General features: G+C 70.0%; 16 protein-coding genes. 11 read left to right on the top strand and 5 right to left on the bottom strand.

Translation table 11 applies throughout. The features are described 5' to 3' along the window. Positions 1-160: 160 nt before the first annotated feature. Positions 161-931 carry an HAD family hydrolase gene (locus tag ACQ5SO_RS19230; protein ID WP_430943266.1) on the bottom strand — a complete coding sequence of 257 codons (771 nt, stop codon included), beginning with the start codon at positions 929-931 and terminating at the stop codon, positions 161-163. A gap of 615 nt (positions 932-1,546) precedes the next feature. Here ACQ5SO_RS19230 and ACQ5SO_RS19225 point away from each other — a divergent pair. The 4 genes from ACQ5SO_RS19225 to ACQ5SO_RS19210 all read left to right on the top strand — a co-directional run bounded on the left by ACQ5SO_RS19225 (position 1,547) and on the right by ACQ5SO_RS19210 (position 6,963). After that, the gene (locus tag ACQ5SO_RS19225) at positions 1,547-3,121 is read left to right on the top strand and encodes a Re/Si-specific NAD(P)(+) transhydrogenase subunit alpha (RefSeq protein WP_430943265.1); all 1,575 of its coding nucleotides are present in this window, start codon (positions 1,547-1,549) and stop codon (positions 3,119-3,121) included. Between the two features lie 16 nt (positions 3,122-3,137). Continuing rightward, positions 3,138-4,571, top strand: coding sequence for an NAD(P)(+) transhydrogenase (Re/Si-specific) subunit beta (locus ACQ5SO_RS19220; protein WP_430943264.1), 1,434 nt, complete (start codon positions 3,138-3,140; stop codon positions 4,569-4,571). 415 nt (positions 4,572-4,986) lie between these two features. Further along, the gene (locus ACQ5SO_RS19215; RefSeq protein ID WP_430943263.1) at positions 4,987-5,979 is read left to right on the top strand and encodes a hypothetical protein; all 993 of its coding nucleotides are present in this window, start codon (positions 4,987-4,989) and stop codon (positions 5,977-5,979) included. Positions 5,980-6,336: 357 nt separating this feature from the next. After that, positions 6,337-6,963: a class I SAM-dependent methyltransferase gene (locus ACQ5SO_RS19210; protein WP_430943262.1), complete on the top strand. Its 627-nt coding sequence runs from the start codon at positions 6,337-6,339 to the stop codon at positions 6,961-6,963. 6 nt (positions 6,964-6,969) lie between these two features. On the opposite strand, the gene ACQ5SO_RS19205 is transcribed toward ACQ5SO_RS19210, so the two are convergent. Further along, positions 6,970-7,665: an SDR family NAD(P)-dependent oxidoreductase gene (locus tag ACQ5SO_RS19205; RefSeq protein WP_430943261.1), complete on the bottom strand. Its 696-nt coding sequence runs from the start codon at positions 7,663-7,665 to the stop codon at positions 6,970-6,972. A 173-nt stretch (positions 7,666-7,838) separates the two neighbouring features. Here ACQ5SO_RS19205 and ACQ5SO_RS19200 point away from each other — a divergent pair, with 173 nt between their 5' ends. After that, complete coding sequence (locus ACQ5SO_RS19200; protein ID WP_430943260.1) at positions 7,839-8,399, top strand: hypothetical protein; 561 nt, start codon at positions 7,839-7,841, stop codon at positions 8,397-8,399. A gap of 221 nt (positions 8,400-8,620) precedes the next feature. Further along, positions 8,621-9,622 carry a lipoyl synthase gene (gene lipA, locus ACQ5SO_RS19195; RefSeq protein ID WP_430943259.1) on the top strand — a complete coding sequence of 334 codons (1,002 nt, stop codon included), beginning with the start codon at positions 8,621-8,623 and terminating at the stop codon, positions 9,620-9,622. Positions 9,623-9,682: 60 nt separating this feature from the next. Here lipA and ACQ5SO_RS19190 read toward each other — a convergent pair whose 3' ends face one another. Together ACQ5SO_RS19190 and ACQ5SO_RS19185 are read right to left on the bottom strand one after the other, a co-directional pair. Then, positions 9,683-10,249 carry a PIN domain-containing protein gene (locus ACQ5SO_RS19190; RefSeq protein WP_430943258.1) on the bottom strand — a complete coding sequence of 189 codons (567 nt, stop codon included), beginning with the start codon at positions 10,247-10,249 and terminating at the stop codon, positions 9,683-9,685. Between the two features lie 2 nt (positions 10,250-10,251). Continuing rightward, positions 10,252-10,716 carry a helix-turn-helix domain-containing protein gene (locus ACQ5SO_RS19185; protein ID WP_430943257.1) on the bottom strand — a complete coding sequence of 155 codons (465 nt, stop codon included), beginning with the start codon at positions 10,714-10,716 and terminating at the stop codon, positions 10,252-10,254. Positions 10,717-11,039: 323 nt separating this feature from the next. Between ACQ5SO_RS19185 and ACQ5SO_RS19180 the strand changes: the two genes are divergently transcribed. Both ACQ5SO_RS19180 and ACQ5SO_RS19175 read left to right on the top strand, forming a co-directional pair. Continuing rightward, entirely contained in the window at positions 11,040-12,233 is a 1,194-nt protein-coding gene (locus ACQ5SO_RS19180) for an AAA family ATPase (RefSeq protein WP_430943256.1), read from the top strand. 92 nt (positions 12,234-12,325) lie between these two features. Next, positions 12,326-13,003, top strand: coding sequence for an SH3 domain-containing protein (locus ACQ5SO_RS19175; protein ID WP_430943255.1), 678 nt, complete (start codon positions 12,326-12,328; stop codon positions 13,001-13,003). A 25-nt stretch (positions 13,004-13,028) separates the two neighbouring features. On the opposite strand, the gene ACQ5SO_RS19170 is transcribed toward ACQ5SO_RS19175, so the two are convergent. Continuing rightward, positions 13,029-13,517: an Lrp/AsnC family transcriptional regulator gene (locus tag ACQ5SO_RS19170; RefSeq protein ID WP_430943254.1), complete on the bottom strand. Its 489-nt coding sequence runs from the start codon at positions 13,515-13,517 to the stop codon at positions 13,029-13,031. A 150-nt stretch (positions 13,518-13,667) separates the two neighbouring features. Between ACQ5SO_RS19170 and ACQ5SO_RS19165 the strand changes: the two genes are divergently transcribed. Genes ACQ5SO_RS19165 through ACQ5SO_RS19155 form a run of 3 tightly spaced genes read left to right on the top strand, consistent with a single transcriptional unit; the run spans position 13,668 to position 16,234 of the window. Continuing rightward, positions 13,668-13,994, top strand: coding sequence for a DUF2849 domain-containing protein (locus tag ACQ5SO_RS19165; RefSeq protein ID WP_430943253.1), 327 nt, complete (start codon positions 13,668-13,670; stop codon positions 13,992-13,994). A gap of 43 nt (positions 13,995-14,037) precedes the next feature. After that, positions 14,038-15,699, top strand: a complete 1,662-nt coding sequence (locus ACQ5SO_RS19160) for a nitrite/sulfite reductase (protein WP_430943252.1) — start codon at positions 14,038-14,040, stop codon at positions 15,697-15,699. Beyond that, entirely contained in the window at positions 15,683-16,234 is a 552-nt protein-coding gene (locus ACQ5SO_RS19155; RefSeq protein WP_430943251.1) for a DUF934 domain-containing protein, read from the top strand. The genes ACQ5SO_RS19160 and ACQ5SO_RS19155 overlap by 17 nt, the downstream gene beginning before the upstream one ends. Positions 16,235-16,674: the final 440 nt, after the last annotated feature.

Genomic DNA, 16,674 nt, shown 5'->3' with positions numbered 1-16,674 from the left:
CCCCCCCCCCCCCCCCCCCCCCCCCCCCCCCCCCCCCCCCCCCCCCCCCCCCCCCCCCCCCCCCCCCGCCCCCCCCCCCCCCCCCCCCCCCCCCCCCCCCCCCCCCCCCCCCCCCCCCCCCCCCCCCCCCCCGCGATGGCCTTCACTTGGCGCGCCGCGCTCAGGCCGCGGCGGCCTCGTCGGTGAACCAGGCGCGCAGCGATTCGCAGCTGACATAGGACCAGTGCCCCGGGTCCCCGGCGATCACGTCGAAGGGCGCCCCCGGCTCGCCAAGGTCGGTCAGCGTCATCGCCGCCCCCGGCACCGGCGCCATGGGCGAGGCGCGGCCCGGGCAGGCGATGACCCGCATCCCCGCCGCCGCCGCCGCGGTCACGCCGCGCGGCCCGTCCTCGATCGCCACCGCGTCCGCCGGGTCCACCCCCAGCGCCGCGCAGGCCTTCACGTAGCCCTCCGGGTCCGGCTTCAGCGCGCTCACGTCATCCCCGGTGATCACCGCGCCGAACCAGTCCAGCGCCTCGAACCCCATCGAGTTCAGGATCAGCGCCTCGAAATTCTCCCGGCTCGAGGTGGTGACCACCCCCAGCTTCACCCCTTCCGAGGCCGCGTCGCGAATCAGGCGCATCACCCCGGGGCGCATCGGCACGCCGTTCGCCTCGAGCTTGCGCAGGTAGAGATCGGACTTCGCGGCGTGCAGCGCCTCCAGCGTGCCCGCGTTCTCCAGCGCCGCCAGGTCGCGCGGATGGTGCTCCTCCACCCAGGCGCGGATCCGCGGCAGCCCGCCCTCGACCGACAGCAGCCGCGCATAGGTCGCGTCGTCCCACACCCAGTCGAACCCGGCGTCGCGGAAAGCGCGGTTGAAGGCGCGCAGGTGCAGCGGCTCGGTATCCGCCAGGGTGCCGTTCACGTTGAAGATGATGGCGCGGAGCGTCATTTGCGTTCTCCCGTGTTGTCATTACGGCGCGCGGCGGAGAGGGGAAGCCGGCGCGCACGGTGCGTCTTGGGGTCGCGGGCGGGCGGTTTTCACCCGCGCCACGGCTACGTCGAGGCGTGCCGCGACGCCGCGCACGGCCCCGTGAGGAGCGGCGTGCGGCCCGGCATGGAACCGCGATCCGAAACGATGTTCCAAATAAACGCCCCTCGGGGTGGGGTTCGTCCCCCGGGGCGGTGGCGGGCGCATCATACATTCGCGGCCGCGTCGCGTCATCTGTTACGATTGAACGTATACAGCGGTATGCGAGGAATTTTGTGTCGCAACTCCCGCTTCAATCGCATAGTTGTTGCGCCGCACGCCGCGCGCGTCCTTCCGCTTCCTTGGTCGCAGAAGGCCCGCACGCGGTGGACATGACGGGCGAGGATTGCCTAAATCCGCTCTCGTGCTGCAGCGCCGCATGGGTTCCGGCCCGCCCGGCGGTTCCGCGGCGCGCGACCGGACCGGCGGGCGACCCCGCCGCCACACAGGCCGGGGGGCCCGCGTCCCCCGCGCGCAAGAAACGGATGCCCGCCGCCGCAAGGCCGGGCGACAGGACAGGAAACAGGAGGAGGCCGGATGAAGATCGGCGCCCTTAGGGAGAAGTTCGAAGGCGAAGCGCGTGTCGCGCTGACGCCCGAGAGCGCCCAGCGGCTGAACAAGCTCGGCTATGACTGCGTCGTGGAAAGCGGCGCGGGCGAGGCCGCGGGCTTCAGCGACGACGTGTATAAAGAAGCAGGCGTGGAGATCGCCGCGGACGAGGCCGCCCTCTGGGCCGCCGCGGACGTGATCGTGGCGGTGCGCGCCCCGACGCTCGAGCAGCTCGACGCCGCGCCCGACGGCAAGACCCTCATCTCCTTCATCTGGCCCGCCCAGAACGAGGAGCTGCTGGCCAAGCTGAACGAGAAGAAGTTCTCGACCCTCGCCATGGACATGGTGCCGCGGATCTCCCGCGCCCAGAAAATGGACGCGCTGTCGTCGATGGCCAACATCGCCGGCTACCGCGCGGTGATCGAGGCGGGCGCGAACTTCGGCCGCTTCTTCACCGGCCAGGTGACCGCCGCGGGCAAGGTGCCCCCGGCCAAGGTGCTGGTCGTCGGCGCCGGCGTCGCCGGCCTCGCGGCCATCGGCGCCTCGGTGTCGCTCGGCGCCATCACCATGGCCTTCGACGTGCGGCCGGAAGTGGCCGAGCAGATCGAATCCATGGGCGCGGAATTCGTGTTCCTCGACTTCGAGGAATCGCAGACCGACGGCGCCGAGACGGGCGGCTACGCGGCCCCCTCCTCGCCCGAGTTCCGCGAGAAGCAGCTCGAGAAGTTCCGCGAGCTCGCCCCCGACGTCGACATCGTCATCACCACCGCTCTCATCCCGGGCCGGCCCGCGCCGAAGCTCTGGACCGAGGACATGGTGCAGATGATGAAGCCCGGCTCGGTCATCGTCGACCTCGCCGCCGAAAAGGGCGGCAACTGCGACCTGACGGTGATGGACGAGAAGATCGTCTCCGAGAACGGCGTGACCATCGTCGGCTACACCGACTTCCCGTCGAAGATGGCCACCCAGTCCTCGACCCTCTACGCGACCAACATCCGTCACATGATGGATGACCTGACGCCGGAGAAGGACGGGACCCCGTTCGTGAACATGGAGGACGACGTGATCCGCGGCGCCCTCGTGACCCATGACGGCGAGATCACCTTCCCCCCGCCGCCCCCCAAGGTGAAGGCCATCGCGGCCCAGAAGCCGAAGGAGAAGGCGCCCGAGCTGACGCCCGAAGAGAAGCGGGCGGCCGAGATCGCCGCGTTCAAGAAGCAGACGAAAAGCCAGGTCACCCTGCTCGCCATCGGCGGCGCGGCCCTGCTGGCGGTCGGCCTCGTGGCCCCGGCGAGCTTCATGCAGCACTTCATCGTGTTCGTGCTGTCGGTCTTCATCGGCTTCCAGGTGATCTGGGGCGTCGCGCATTCGCTGCACACGCCGCTGATGGCCGTCACCAACGCGATCTCGTCGATCATCATCCTGGGCGCCCTGATGCAGATCGGGTCCGGCTCGGCGATCGTGATCATCCTCGCCGCCCTCTCGGTCTTCATGGCCGGGATCAACATCTTCGGCGGCTTCATGGTGACGCGGCGCATGCTCGCCATGTTCCAGAAGTCGTAAGGGGGAGAACGGGATCATGGATTACGGACTTTCCACCGCGGCCTACGTGGTCGCCGCGGTTCTCTTCATCCTGTCGCTCGGGGGCCTCTCGGGCCAGGAGAGCGCCAAGCGCGCCGTCTGGTACGGCATCTTCGGCATGGGCCTGGCGGTCATCGCCACGCTGATCGGCCCGGGTTCGGGCCTGTGGTGGCTGTCGATCCTGCTGGTCGCCGCGGGCGGCGTCATCGGCTGGATCGTCGCCAAGCGCGTGCAGATGACCGAGATGCCGCAGCTCGTCGCCGCCATGCACTCGCTGGTCGGCCTGGCCGCGGTGTTCGTCGGCTACAACGCCCATGTCGAGGCGACCCGCGTCGCCGGGATGGACGAGGAAGCGCGTCATCACCTCGAAGGCTTCGCCGCGCTGCTGGCGCACAAGACGCCGGTCGAGCTGGGCATCCTGAATGTCGAGCTGTTCCTCGGCATCTTCATCGGCGCCGTGACCTTCACCGGCTCGGTCATCGCCTATGGCAAGCTGGCGGGCAAGGTCACCTCGGCCGCCAAGAAGCTGCCCGGCGGGCACATGCTGAACGCCTCGGCGGCGGGCCTCTCGGCCATCTGCCTGGTGTGGTACGCCTCGACCGGCGGGCTGCTGCCGCTGATCCTGATGACCCTCGCGGCGCTGTTCATCGGCTATCACCTGATCATGGGCATCGGCGGCGCCGACATGCCGGTGGTCGTGTCGATGCTCAATTCCTACTCGGGTTGGGCCGCGGCGGCGATCGGCTTCTCGCTCGGCAACGATCTGCTGATCGTGGTCGGCGCGCTGGTCGGCTCCTCGGGCGCGATCCTGTCCTACATCATGTGCAAGGCCATGAACCGTCACTTCGTGTCGGTCATCCTCGGCGGCTTCGGCGGCGAGTCCGGCCCGGCGCAGGAGATCGACGGCGAGATGATCGAGGCGAAGGCCGACGCGATCGGGCAGAACCTGCTCGACGCCGACAGCATCGTCATCGTCCCGGGCTACGGCATGGCCGTCGCCCAGGCGCAGCAGTCGGTGTCCGAGCTGACCAAGCGCCTGCGCGGCATGGGCAAGGAGGTGCGCTTCGCCATCCACCCCGTCGCGGGCCGTCTGCCGGGGCACATGAACGTGCTGCTGGCCGAGGCGAAGGTGCCCTACGACATCGTGCTGGAGATGGAGGAGATCAACGACGACTTCCCCGACACGGACGTCGTGATCATCATCGGCGCGAACGACATCGTGAACCCCGCCGCCCAGGACGACCCGAACTCTCCCATCGCCGGCATGCCGGTGCTGGAGGTCTGGAAGTCCAAGCAGGTCTATATCTGCAAGCGCGGCAAGGGCACCGGCTACTCGGGCATCGAGAACCCGCTGTTCTTCAAGGAGAACTCCCGGATGTTCTACGGCGACGCCAAGGCCTCGATGGACGCCCTGCTGGACGTCGTGAAGTAAGCCGCCCCCCTCGGTGGGATGCGGAACCGGCCGGGGGGCGACCCCCGGCCGGTTTTTTTGCGCCCGCCGTCATCAGCCTGTCGCGAAATGCGGGCACAAGAGGCGCACGGGCCGCCGCGCGCGGACCGCTTCAGACCTTTGCGACGAAAATTCCTAGTCATTACAGATACGTCCCCCGTCGCAGGCCATCGCGGCGGGGGATATTTCTTGTGTGCGGCGCACCAGCCGTGGCAGGCTTCCGCCGTTCCCAAGTATTCAGTTCCTGCTGCGGGGCGAGTTCGCCAGGCGTTTCCTGATTGCCTGCCGCGCCGCGCTCGCGCTGCCGCTCCTTGCGCCCCTCGCAGCGGGGCCCGCCGCCGCCCAGGCCAGCGCCGGGGTCCGCGCCGACGCCGGGGCCGGGGCTCACGCCGGGGCCGTGCAGGGACCGGGCGCGCTCGACGCCGCCACCCTCGACATCTGCGCGGCGAACGAGCTGTGGGTGATCGCCCATGCCCGCGCCACGGGCGCGCCCGCGCCCTCGGACGCCGCGCCGGTCGCCGAACGCAGCGGGCTGTTCGACGTGGTGCGCGGCGTGATCCGGGCCGCGACCGGACGCGAGGCGGGCGACGCGGCCGGGCCCGCCGCCGCCGCGGACCCGCATCCCTTCCTCTCCGAACAGGCCCGGCGGCGCGGGGTGGACCCGGCGACGCACGGCCCGACCGAGGCCAATGTCGCGGCGATGCGCGCCGGGCTCTCGGGCCCCGCCGACGCCGCCGCGGCGCTGGAGGCCAACATCGCCACCGCCCGCGCCGGCGGGGCCGCCGTCCCCGCCCCCGTCCCCGCCGGCGCGGGGGAGGCCGCCGCCGGGGGCCCGTTCTTCTTCCCCGTCTCCCGCCTCTCGGACAAGCAGGTCGAGGACTGCGCCCGGGCCGAGAAGCAGGTGGCCTATGCCAACATCGCCCTCGGCATCGACACCGGGATCGAGACCCGCACCGGCGGCACGCTGGGCTGGCTGGTCAACCGGCTGAGCGGCGGCGCGTTCAACGACGCGGGCGCGGGCGACCCGATCGCGGACAGCATCTTCTTCGTGCGCGAACAGGCCCGCCGCGCGCGCGCGCCGCTGCCCGATTTCAACCCGTCCTCGCCCGGCTTCGTCAGCCTGCGCCGGGGCGTACGCGAGAACCCGGTGGAGCGGCGCTATCACCTGGGCAACCTCGCCTGGTTCGCGCCCATGCGCAGCCGCTGCGTGGCGATGCTCATGGCCCCGTCGTCCGAGGCCGCGGCGGCGGCGGCGGCCGATCCCGACGCCGCCGGGCCGGTCGCCGCCGCGCGGGTGATCCACCGCTGCGTGCCCGTCGCGGCGCCGGGGGTGAAGGTCTCGGGCCCGATCACCGGCCGCCGCGCCCCGGCGCCGACCCCGTCCGAGTGAGGCGCGGCCGCCCGAACTTGTCACACGGCTGTCACGGCGAATCGCGCATACCTGTCGTCACAGAGGCGGCGCACCCTCCCGGCGCCGCCCCAGACGAAGGCTTTTACAGATGTGCCGTTTGATCCGTTTCTTTCGCTTGAATGCCGATTTCCCCCGCGCCGCGCGCCATTCCGCCGCCGACCACCGGGCCAGGATGCTCGAAGTCGACTGGTAAGCGCCGCCGCCGACGCGGAACAGGGCAGGGCCGGGGTTTGGGGACCCCGGCCCTTTTTTCTTGCGCGAGTCCCGCCGCGCCCTTCCCCCGGGCCGATCCATCCCCATCTGGGAACAAGTTGACCCGAACGGAAAGTCCTTCCCATGCCCGTTTCCCAGGCCGATTTCTGGAACCGCATCGCCCGCAAATACGCCGCCCGCCCCATCGGCGACGAGGCCGCGTATCGCGAGAAGCTGCGCCGCACCCAGGCGCTGTTCACGCCCGGGACGCGGGCGCTGGAATTCGGCTGCGGCACCGGGTCGACCGCGCTTGAACACGCGCCCCATGTCGCCCATTACCGGGCAGGCGACATCGCCGGGGAGATGATCGCCATCGCCCGCGAGAAGGCCGCGGCCGCGGGCGTCGAGAACGTGGAGTTCGCCGTCGAGACGCTCGAGGACCGGGCGGGCGACGGCCCGGCCTGGGACGCCGTGCTGGGGCTGAACATCCTGCAGCTGGTCCCGGACGTGCCGGAGACCTGCGCCCGCGCCTTCGCGCTGACGAAACCCGGGGGCGTGTTCGTCACCTCGACCGTCACGCTGGGGGACCGGCTGCTCTGGGCCCGGCCGCTGATCTGGGCGCTGAAGCTGGTGGGCAAGGCGCCGCCGGTGAACTACGTCTCCGAGGCGCAGGTGAAGCGGGCCATGACGGATGCGGGCTTCGTGATCGAGGACGCCTGGCGGCCGAACAAGGCGCTCGGCATCTTCATGATCGCGCGAAAGCCGGGCTGAGCCCCCTCACCACGGGACCTCGCCGCCGTCATGGGCGACGAACCGCCCCGTCTGCTGCGCGCCGTCGAGGATGCGCAGCAGCCGCGCGGCGCTTTCGTCGGGGGACAGCGTGTCCCGCCCCTCCTGGTACCCTTCGGTGAACGGCGTGCGCACGGTGCCGGGATGCAGCGCCAGCGCCACGGTCCGCGGGCGGGTGCGCGACAGCTCCACCGCCGCGGTGCGCACAACCTGGTTCGCCGCCGCCTTGGCCGCGCGGTAGGAGGTCCATCCCCCCATCCGGTTGTCCCCGATCGACCCGACCCGGGCCGTCAGCACCCCGACCAGCCCCCGGTCACGTTTCGGCAACAGCGGCGCGAAATGCTTGAAGACCATCGCCGGGCCGATGGCGTTGGCGGCGAAGACCTCGGCCATCGCGGCGGGGGTGACGCGGGACAGCGCCTTCTCCGGCCCCTTGCCGGGGGGCGCGAGGATCCCCGTCGCGCAGACCAGCAGGTGCAGCGGCCCGCCCAGCCGCTCCGCCGCATCCGCCGCCGCCCGCGCCATCGCCGCGTCCGAGGTCACGTCGAGTCCGTCCGCGCTGCGCGACAGGCCGACCGCGTCACCGCAGCGCGGATCGGCCCGCAACGCCGCCAGAATCGCGCCCCCGATGCCGCCCGAGGCGCCGAGGACGAGGGCGCGGTAGCCCCCGGGCAATGAACTCATCTGAACCATGCACGGCAAGGTGGCGCGGGGGCGCGTTTCGTCCAGCCGGGCGATCCGGGCGGGAATTGCGCGGCGCCGGAGCGCAGACCCCCTTGCCAGTCGCCCCCGCAGGCCGCACAGATCCGTTCACACGACATTCAGCCCAGACCGGGCCCACGGGAGAGATCCGCCCCATGCGCACCGCCATTCTCGCCGCCGCCGTCCTCGCCCTCGCGGGCTGCCAGTCCGGGACCGTCGCGAAGAAACCGGCCCCCGCCGCCCCGGCGCCCGCCGCCCAGGCCGCGCCCGCCTACAAACCCACGGGCGACCTGCTGATCGACAGCCGCGCCGCGCTGGAGACCCCGGTCGCCCAGGCCGAGCTGGCGGACATGCCGACCGACGCGCTGACCGCCTGCGCCGCGAACGAGGCCCGGCTGCTCGAGGTCGCGCAGGCGCTGCTGAACGTCAGCCGCCTGTACCCCGAGCTGCAGACCCGCGCGACGATGACCGCGGTGCAGATCAACTCCGACGCCGACCTCGCCGGGCGGCCCTTCACCGCCGCGCTCACCGCCCGCGACGCCGCGGCGGCGAAGGCCGCGAAGACCGCCGCGTCGGACGAGGCGAAGGCCACGCTGCGCGCCCGGATCTCCAACCCCGCCCCCGGCGAGGGCGGCCCGGACGCCGTGTTCGCGGTCGGGGCCGAGGAGATGCAGGCCAACCAGAAATGCCGCCTCGCCGCCCGCGGCCTCGGCTGATCGCTGCGCAAGACGGGGCGGGGCGCGTGCGGAAAGTACCGGCCCGCCCCGCCTTGCGACGCGATCTTGCGAAGTGATCCGCGCGCCACGCGCCGCGTTGACTCCGCCCCCCGCCCGGGCGCAGAACCTTGCGAAACCCTGCCCATCCGCGCCTTTCGCGCCACATGACGGCAGGACGGCCGGGGCCAGCCCGCCCCGGGAACGCCCGGAGGACCGCACCCATGGACGATTCCGCCCCCCTCGCCGCCGCGCCCGAGGCCGCCCCCGAGGCTGCCGACGCCCCGCGCAAGCGCGACATCAAGAACCGGGCCGAACGTCACCCCGAGAAGCAGAAGCGCGCCGACGCCCCCCTCCTGCGCAAGCCGGACTGGATCCGCGTCAAGGCGCCCGGCTCGAAGGGCTACATGGACACCTCGAAGGTGATCAAGGAGCACGGGCTGTCCACCGTCTGCTCCGAGGCCGCCTGCCCCAACGCCGGCGAATGCTGGTCCCAGGGCCACGCCACCATGATGATCATGGGCGAGATCTGCACCCGCGGCTGCACCTTCTGCAACGTCGCCACCGGCCGCCCCGACGCGCTCGACCCGTTCGAGCCCGGGAAGGTCGCCGACGCGGTCTCCAAGCTCGGCCTCAACCACGTCGTGATCACCTCCGTCGACCGCGACGACCTCGCCGATGGCGGCGCCGAGCATTTCGCCATGACCATCCGCGCCATCCGCCGCAAATGCCCGGACGCGACGATCGAGGTGCTGACGCCCGATTTCCTGAAATGCGGGCCGGAGGCGCTTGAGGTGGTGGTGAAGGCGCGTCCCGACGTGTTCAACCACAACCTCGAGACGGTTCCGGGCCTTTATCACGAGGTCCGCCCGGGCGCCCGCTACTTCCACTCGCTGCGCCTTCTGCAGCGGGTGAAGGAGCTGGACCCGACGATCTTCACCAAGTCCGGCATCATGGTGGGGCTGGGCGAGGAGCGTCCGGGGGTGCTTCAGGTCATGGACGACATGCGCTCGGCCGACGTGGATTTCATCACCATCGGCCAGTACCTGCAGCCGACGCCCAAGCACCACGCGGTGGCCAAATTCGTCCACCCGGACGAGTTCAAGAGCTATGAGAAAGCGGCCTGGGGCAAGGGCTTCCTGATGGTCAGCGCGACGCCGTTGACGCGGTCGAGCTACCACGCCGGGGATGATTTCGAGCGGCTGCGGAAGGCGCGGATGGGGTGAGGGGCACCTTGAATATTACCGCCGCCTCTTTCCGTTGCCGAATCGCTGCGTCCGTTCGAATCAAAGAAACTCTTCGTATGGGATAAGCACGTCAGCAGCCAACATATAGTTGCGAGACTCAAGTCTCGCAATGAACTCAGATGCCGTCAACGGAGGACACTTAAGGCGTGTACGCATCTTGCGGAGCACGACAACCGTCTGGCGCGGATCCAAATCAACCAGGTCAGCCAAGAACGCATCAAAACCAACAACATCTATTCCAATCGGCCTCAAAGTATCCTTGGGAAAATCTTTGAGATTTTCCGTCACGATCAACTGCGCCCCTGCCGACATGGCGCAATGTACAACATGGACATCGTCGCGGTCCGGTAGGTTGATAGACGGCAAGCATGCCGCAGCAGGGGTTAAAGCGCCAGGGAAAGCCCTCTGGATTGCCGCGCGTTGCCGCAGCGCACCCTCAGAGTCATTCCGTCTGTTCGCAAATGCTCGCTCAAACTCATCGAGGATCCTCTCCGACCAGAAGGGTCGAAAATAGCCTGCCGCAGCGAGTGAAAGGCAAATGTCACGCTCAAACGCACCGTAGAGAATGTTTGCATCGATAACCACTCCAAACGGATCGCTAAGCACACTCAATAGTATCCCTTCTCCACGTCGTACTCCACCAGATCGTACAGAGCCTGTTCAGTTTCTCTATCACGGCGCTCTTTGAAAGCAAACACGTCCTCAGCCTTGACTCTTCGATGACGCCCAGCCTTCGTGTGCGGAAGCTCGCCGTCCTCAAGAAGTTTAACAAAGTGCGGCCTGGAAACATTTAAAATGTCCGCCGCCTGTTGCGTCGTCAGCATTGTCTCCATGGGAACCAAGCGGCATCCATGCCCGGATCCGACGATACGCAGCAGTGAGAGCAGCGCTTCAGAAAGCGCAGGGCTGAGCGCAACCGTTTGCGTGCCACGGTCGGCATCAACAATGTCCAGACGGCTGGACCCGTCCACTCCCTGACAGGCGGCTATGACCTGCCGCAGTGAGTTTGCAGTGGACCTATCAATATCGGATGGCACGCGCTCCAAGGTCGCGTGTGCGGTGGTGCTGGTCATGGCTTGCTCCCCAAGGTTCGCAGCGCGTCCCTCTTATCTTTGGGGCGCTACGCTGCTCTCTCATCATCTATCGCATCACCCCGCAAACGCAATAAACGAAAAAGATTAACGTTACGTAATGACTCGCCGAGTCCAGAGGGCAACACTCGGACGCTATGAGCAGCCCCCCAGCCCTGCCACCGCCCAGACCGGCATCCCCGCCCCAGATGCCGCCACAGCAGCGAAAGCCGCACATCACCCCCGACCCCATTGCTCCACCCGCCTTACCAAGTTTATGAAGTTTATCAGCCCCTCATAAACTTGATAATCCGGGTAAGACCGCGATGGATCCTCGCCTGAACCCCTACGCCCCCGGCGCCGGCGTGAAGCCGCCCGAACTCGCCGGGCGCCAGGCCGTCGTCGAAAGCGCAAGCATCGCCTTCGCCCGCACCAGGAACGGCCTCCACGCGCGCGACTTCATGCTGCTCGGCCTGCGCGGCGTCGGCAAGACGGTGCTGCTCAACACCCTCCATGACGAGGCGAAGGCGCAGGGCTTCCACACCCTGCGCTTCGAGGCGCCCGAGGGCGGGCAGCTCGCCGCCAATCTCGTGCCCGAACTGCGCGTCGTCCTGCGCCGCATCAGCCTGCGCAAGAAGGCGGGCCACGCGCTCGAGACCGCCGGGACCGCCCTGCGCAACTTCGCCTCGGCCTTCCGGGTGAAATACGAGGGGTTCGATTTCGGCATGACCCCCGACGCCATCGCCGATTCCGGCGATATCGAGCGGGACGTGCCCGAACTCCTCCTCGCCGCCGCGCAGGCCGCGAAGGACGAGGGGTCGGCGCTGGGCCTGTTCATCGACGAGGTGCAGTATCTCGGGACCGAGGAGCTGGCCGCGCTGGTCCGCACCTGCCACGAGGCGGCGCAGCAGGGCCTGCCCTTCATCCTGGTCGGCGCCGGCCTGCCGCAGATCGCGGCGCTGGCGGGGGATGCGAAATCCTACTCGGAACGGCTGTTCGACTATCCGCTGATCAGCGCGCTCGACCGCGACGCCGCCTTCCGCGCCATCGCCGAACCGGCGGAGCGGGCGGGCGCCGCCTTCTCGGACGAGGCGCTGGAGGCGATCCACGACGTCACCGGCGGTTACCCGTATTTCCTGCAGATCTGGGGGAAATTCGCCTGGGACAACGCCGAAACCTCTCCCATCCCGGCCTCGGTCGTCCATGACAGTCACCCGGAGATCATCGCCCATCTCGACGCGACCTTCTTCCGCTCGCGCTTCGACCGTCTGACGGAGCGGGAACAGGTCTACATGCGCGGCATGGCCGAGCTCGGCCCCGGCCCGCACCGGTCGGGCGAGATCGCCGCCGTGCTGGGCGCGTCCTCGACCCAGCTGGGCCCGGTGCGCAAACACCTGATCGAGATCGGCATGATCTACAGCCAGCGGCATGGCGAGACGGCCTTCACCGTGCCGCTGTTCGACGCCTTCATGAAGCGCGCGATGCCGGAGCTGGTCCCCTACCGGCCGCGGGGACGCTGAGCGGCGGCGCCTCTTCGCCCCGGCGCCCCTCCGCCTCACCCCCGCCGCATCGCCCGGCCATGCTCGGTGCAGCCACGAAAGGGAAACCGCCCATGCGCCTGCTCATCGCCCTCGCCCTTCTCGCCGCCGCGCCCGCCTCCGCCAGCGACATCCGTTCGGAAACCGTGACCTTCGCGCCCGGCGCGACGGAGACCGTGATCACGGACGCCATCACCGGCCGCGAGTCCGTCGCCTATCGCGTGATGGCCGAGGGCGGGCAGCGGATGGCCGTCAGCCTCTCCCCCTCCAACCTCGCCACCTATTTCAACGTCTACGCGCCCGGGAACGGGCCGGGGGACGAGGCGCTGGCCGTCTCGGGGCAGACCGGCGAGAGGGTCCCCGACCTCAACCGCTTCGACGCCGAACTGCCGCTGTCGGGGAGCTACACCATCACCGTCTACATGATGCGCAGCGCGGCGCGGCGCGGGGAACGGTCGGACTACACCCTGACCGTCGAGGTGACCGGGGATCTCCGGGACGTCGTGAAGGGCGATTACGCCGACGGCCTCCAGGGCGGGCCGGACCGCTGGCAGGTGCGGACCCGGGGCGGGGCGCTGAACCTGCGCGCCCTGCCCTCGGCCGCCGCGCCGGTCGCGGGGGCGCTGGCGAACGGCGAGGTGGTGACCAATCGCGGCTGCCGCATCGCCGAAAGCCGCCGCTGGTGCCGCGTGACCCGCGCGACCGGGGCCGAGGGCTGGGCGGCGGGCGACTTCCTGCGCGAGGCGCCCTGAAGCCGCCCGCGCCCCCCCCTTGTGATCACACCGCCAGCGGCCCGCCGCGCTTCATCACCTGCATCGAGAGCGCCGAGCTGACGGAGTAGAGCGAGATGCGCCCGATCAGCTCCTGGTAAAAGGCGTCGAAGGCCTTGGTGCTTTCGACCTGGACCTTCAGCAGGTAATCGATCTCGCCCGCCAGCCGGTGCGCCTCGGTGATCTGGTCGAGCTCCTGCACCGCCTTCTCGAACTTCTCGGCCCAGCCGGCGTCATGCTGGTTGGTGCGCACCGAGATGAAGAACGTCTCGGGGATCCCGGCCTTGGCGGGGTCGAGGATGACCGTGTGCCGCAGGATCACCCCCGCCGCGTGCAGGCGCTGGATGCGGTTCCAGACCGCCGTCTTGGACATCCCCACCTTGCGGGCCACGCGCTCGAGACTCAGCGACGCGTCCGCCTGCAGGACCCGCAGAATCGCCCGATCCGCGTCGTCCAGCCCGGACCCGTTTCGCCCGTCGGCGTTGTCGGAGACCATACGTTCACCCCTGAAGCCATTTCCGAAACATCGTTCGCGGCCACAGGGCGTTTCCTTGCCCGAACCGGAACATTCTGCCACCTGACATGGCATGAAACCGGGGCGCTGACCAGTCGGGACCGCGCCCCCCACCCGGCAAGGAGCCCCCACATGGCCCGGATCAAGCGCCCCGTCATCGTCTCCGCCAACCACCTGCTGACCGGCGAGACGATCTACCTGTCCGCCGAGGGCTGGAGCACGAACATCGCCGATGCGCGCATCGGCCAGCCGGACGACGCGGACGCGATGCTGGCCCGGGCGAAGGCCGAGGGCGGGATCGCGGTCGGCCCCGAGGTCTCGGAGGTCATCGTGACCGACGCCGGCGCCGAACCCGCGCACCGGCGCGAGCGGATCCGCCGCGACGGGCCGACCGTGGGCAAGCTGAACCCCGACCTGCGGCCCCGCCACTCCGCCGCGCCGCGCGCCGCCGCCGCCTGACCCAAGTCCAACGCGCCCCTCCCCGGCGCACGGAGACACACAGATGTATCGCTACGACGAATTCGACCACGCGGTCGTCGCCGCGCGGGTGGACCAGTTCGAGGACCAGATCGCGCGCCGCATCTCCGGCGCGCTGACCGAGGACGAGTTCAAGCCGCTGCGCCTGATGAACGGGCTGTACCTGCAGCTGCACGCCTACATGCTGCGCGTCGCCATCCCCTACGGCACCCTGAACGCCGTGCAGATGCGCCAGCTCGCCCAGATCGCCGAGACCTATGACAAGGGCTACGGCCACTGGACCACGCGCCAGAACATCCAGTTCAACTGGCCGAAGCTGACCGACATCCCCGCCATCCTGCGCGATCTCGCGGCGGTGGAGATGCACGCGATCCAGACCTCGGGCAACTGCATCCGCAACGTCACCTCGGACCCCTTCGCGGGCGTCGCGGCGGATGAATACATCGACCCGCGCCCGGTGGGCGAGCTGATCCGCCAGTGGTCCACCGACCACCCGGAATTCACCTATCTCGGCCGCAAGTTCAAGATCGCCATCACCGGCGCCACCGCCGACCGCGCCGCGGTCTACTACCACGACATCGGCCTGATGGCCGCGCCCGGCCCGGAAGGCGAGATCGGCTGGAAGGTCATCGTCGGCGGCGGCCAGGGCCGCACCCCGATGATCGGCAAGGTGATCAAGGAATGGGTGTCCTCGGCCGCCCTGCTCGGCTGGCTCGAGGCGATCCTGCGCGTCTACAACCTGCATGGCCGCCGGGACAACAAGTACAAGGCCCGCATCAAGATCCTGGTGCACGAGATGGGCCTCGAGGCCTTCAAGGAAGAGGTCGAAGCCGAATACGCCCGCACCCCGGAAGCGTCTCATCCCGTCGCGGCCGAGGAACTGAAGCGCATCGAGGCCTATTTCGCGGCCCCCGATTACGCCCAGCTCCCCGAGCGGTCGGAGGCCTTCGAGGCCGCCCGCGCCGCCGATGCCGGCTTCGACGCCTGGATCAAGCGCAACGCCATGGCGCACCGCGTGCCGGGTTACGCCGCCGTCACCGTCACCGTGAAGCCCACGGGCGGCGAGCCGGGCGACATGACCTCGGAGGAGATGCGCCTGGTGGCGGACCTCGCCGAGCGTCACGGCTTCGGCGAGATGCGGATCACGCATGAGCAGAACATCGTGCTGCCCGACGTGCCGCTCTCCGAGCTGCACGCGGTCTATGTCGCGCTGGCCGAGAAGGGGCTGGCCGAGGCGAACAAGGGCCTGATCACCGACATCATCGCCTGCCCCGGCCTCGACTATTGCGCGCTGGCGACCGCCCGGTCGATCCCGATCGCGCAGGACCTGTCGACCCGCTTCGCCGACCCGAAGCGCCAGCAGGAGATCGGGCCGATGGCCATCAAGATCTCCGGCTGCATCAACGCCTGCGGCCACCACCATGTCGGCCACGTGGGCATCCTCGGCCTCGATAAGGCGGGCGAGGAGTTCTACCAGATCACCCTCGGCGGCGACGCCACCGAGACGCCGAGCCTCGGGCAGCGCTCCGGCCCCGGCTTCTCGGCCGAGGAAGTCGGCCCGGCGATCGAGCGCCTGGTGGACCGCTACCTGTCCGTCCGCGAGACCGCGGACGAGACGTTCCTGCAGACCTGCCGCCGGCTGGGGCCGGATGCGTTCAAGGAGGCTCTCCATGACGTTGCTGCGTGACGGCGCCGTGCTGGCGGATGACTACGAGACCCTGGCCGCCGACGATCCCCGGCTTGAGGGCGACGCGCCGCTGACCGGCGCGCTGATCGTCCCGGCCGAGGCCTGGGCCGCCGCGTCGGCCCGCGCCGCCGAGGGCGCGCAGATCGGCGCCTGGGGCCATGCCGAGGGCGCCGAGGCCGCGGCGCTGGAAGCGGCGGCCGCCGCGGGCGCCCCGATCCTGAAGCTGTGCTTCCCGGCCTATAATGACGGGCGGTTCTTCTCGCTCGCCCGCCGGGTCCGCGCAGCGGGCTACGCCGGGATCCTGCGCGCCCACGGCCCGCTGATCCCCGACCAGGCCTTCTTCGCCGCCCGGGTCGGCTTCGACGAGATCGAGCTGCCCGAGGGCATGGCCGAGCGCGCCGGGGTGGAGAACTACGCCCAGGCCGCCCGCGCCGCGGCGGGCCGCTACCAGTGGGGTTTCGCGGAGAGGGGCGAGGACGCCCCGGTCTCGATCCTCGCCGCCCGCCACGCCGAACGGCTGCGCCGCGCGGGCTGAGGCGCAGGCACTGGATGAAGAAACCGCGCCCCGGGGAACCGGGGCGCGGTTTTCGTTTGTGCGGATGCGATTGGGGCGCGAGGGCGCCACGAGGCCGGGGGAAGGGCGCAATGCGCCAAGGGACTGGGGGAAGGGCGCATTCGCGCCCGGGTGGGCGGGCCGCCGCCGCGCAAGCGCAGCGCAGCAAGGCGCGGGTCGCACGCTCCCCCAGCTTCGGGGCGGGATCCGTCCGCTCAGGGGGGCCGCCCCCGTTCGCGCCCGGAGCGTCGGCTGCGCCGCCGCGCGCCCGTCCCGGTGCAGGCGCCTGTTTGAAGCGTCCGACACCCCGTTTTCGTGAAGGGCATCTCCCTCCCCGGCCGAGGAGCCGAGGAGCCGAGGAGCCGAGGAGCCGAGGAGCCGAGGAGCCGAGGAGCCGAGGAGCCGAGGAGCCGAGGAGCCGA

Origin of the sequence: Rhodovulum sp. DZ06 (genome assembly GCF_050586345.1) — a bacterium.
GTDB lineage: Bacteria > Pseudomonadota > Alphaproteobacteria > Rhodobacterales > Rhodobacteraceae > JBOCEF01.
This window is presented reverse-complemented; position numbering and strand designations above follow the sequence as displayed.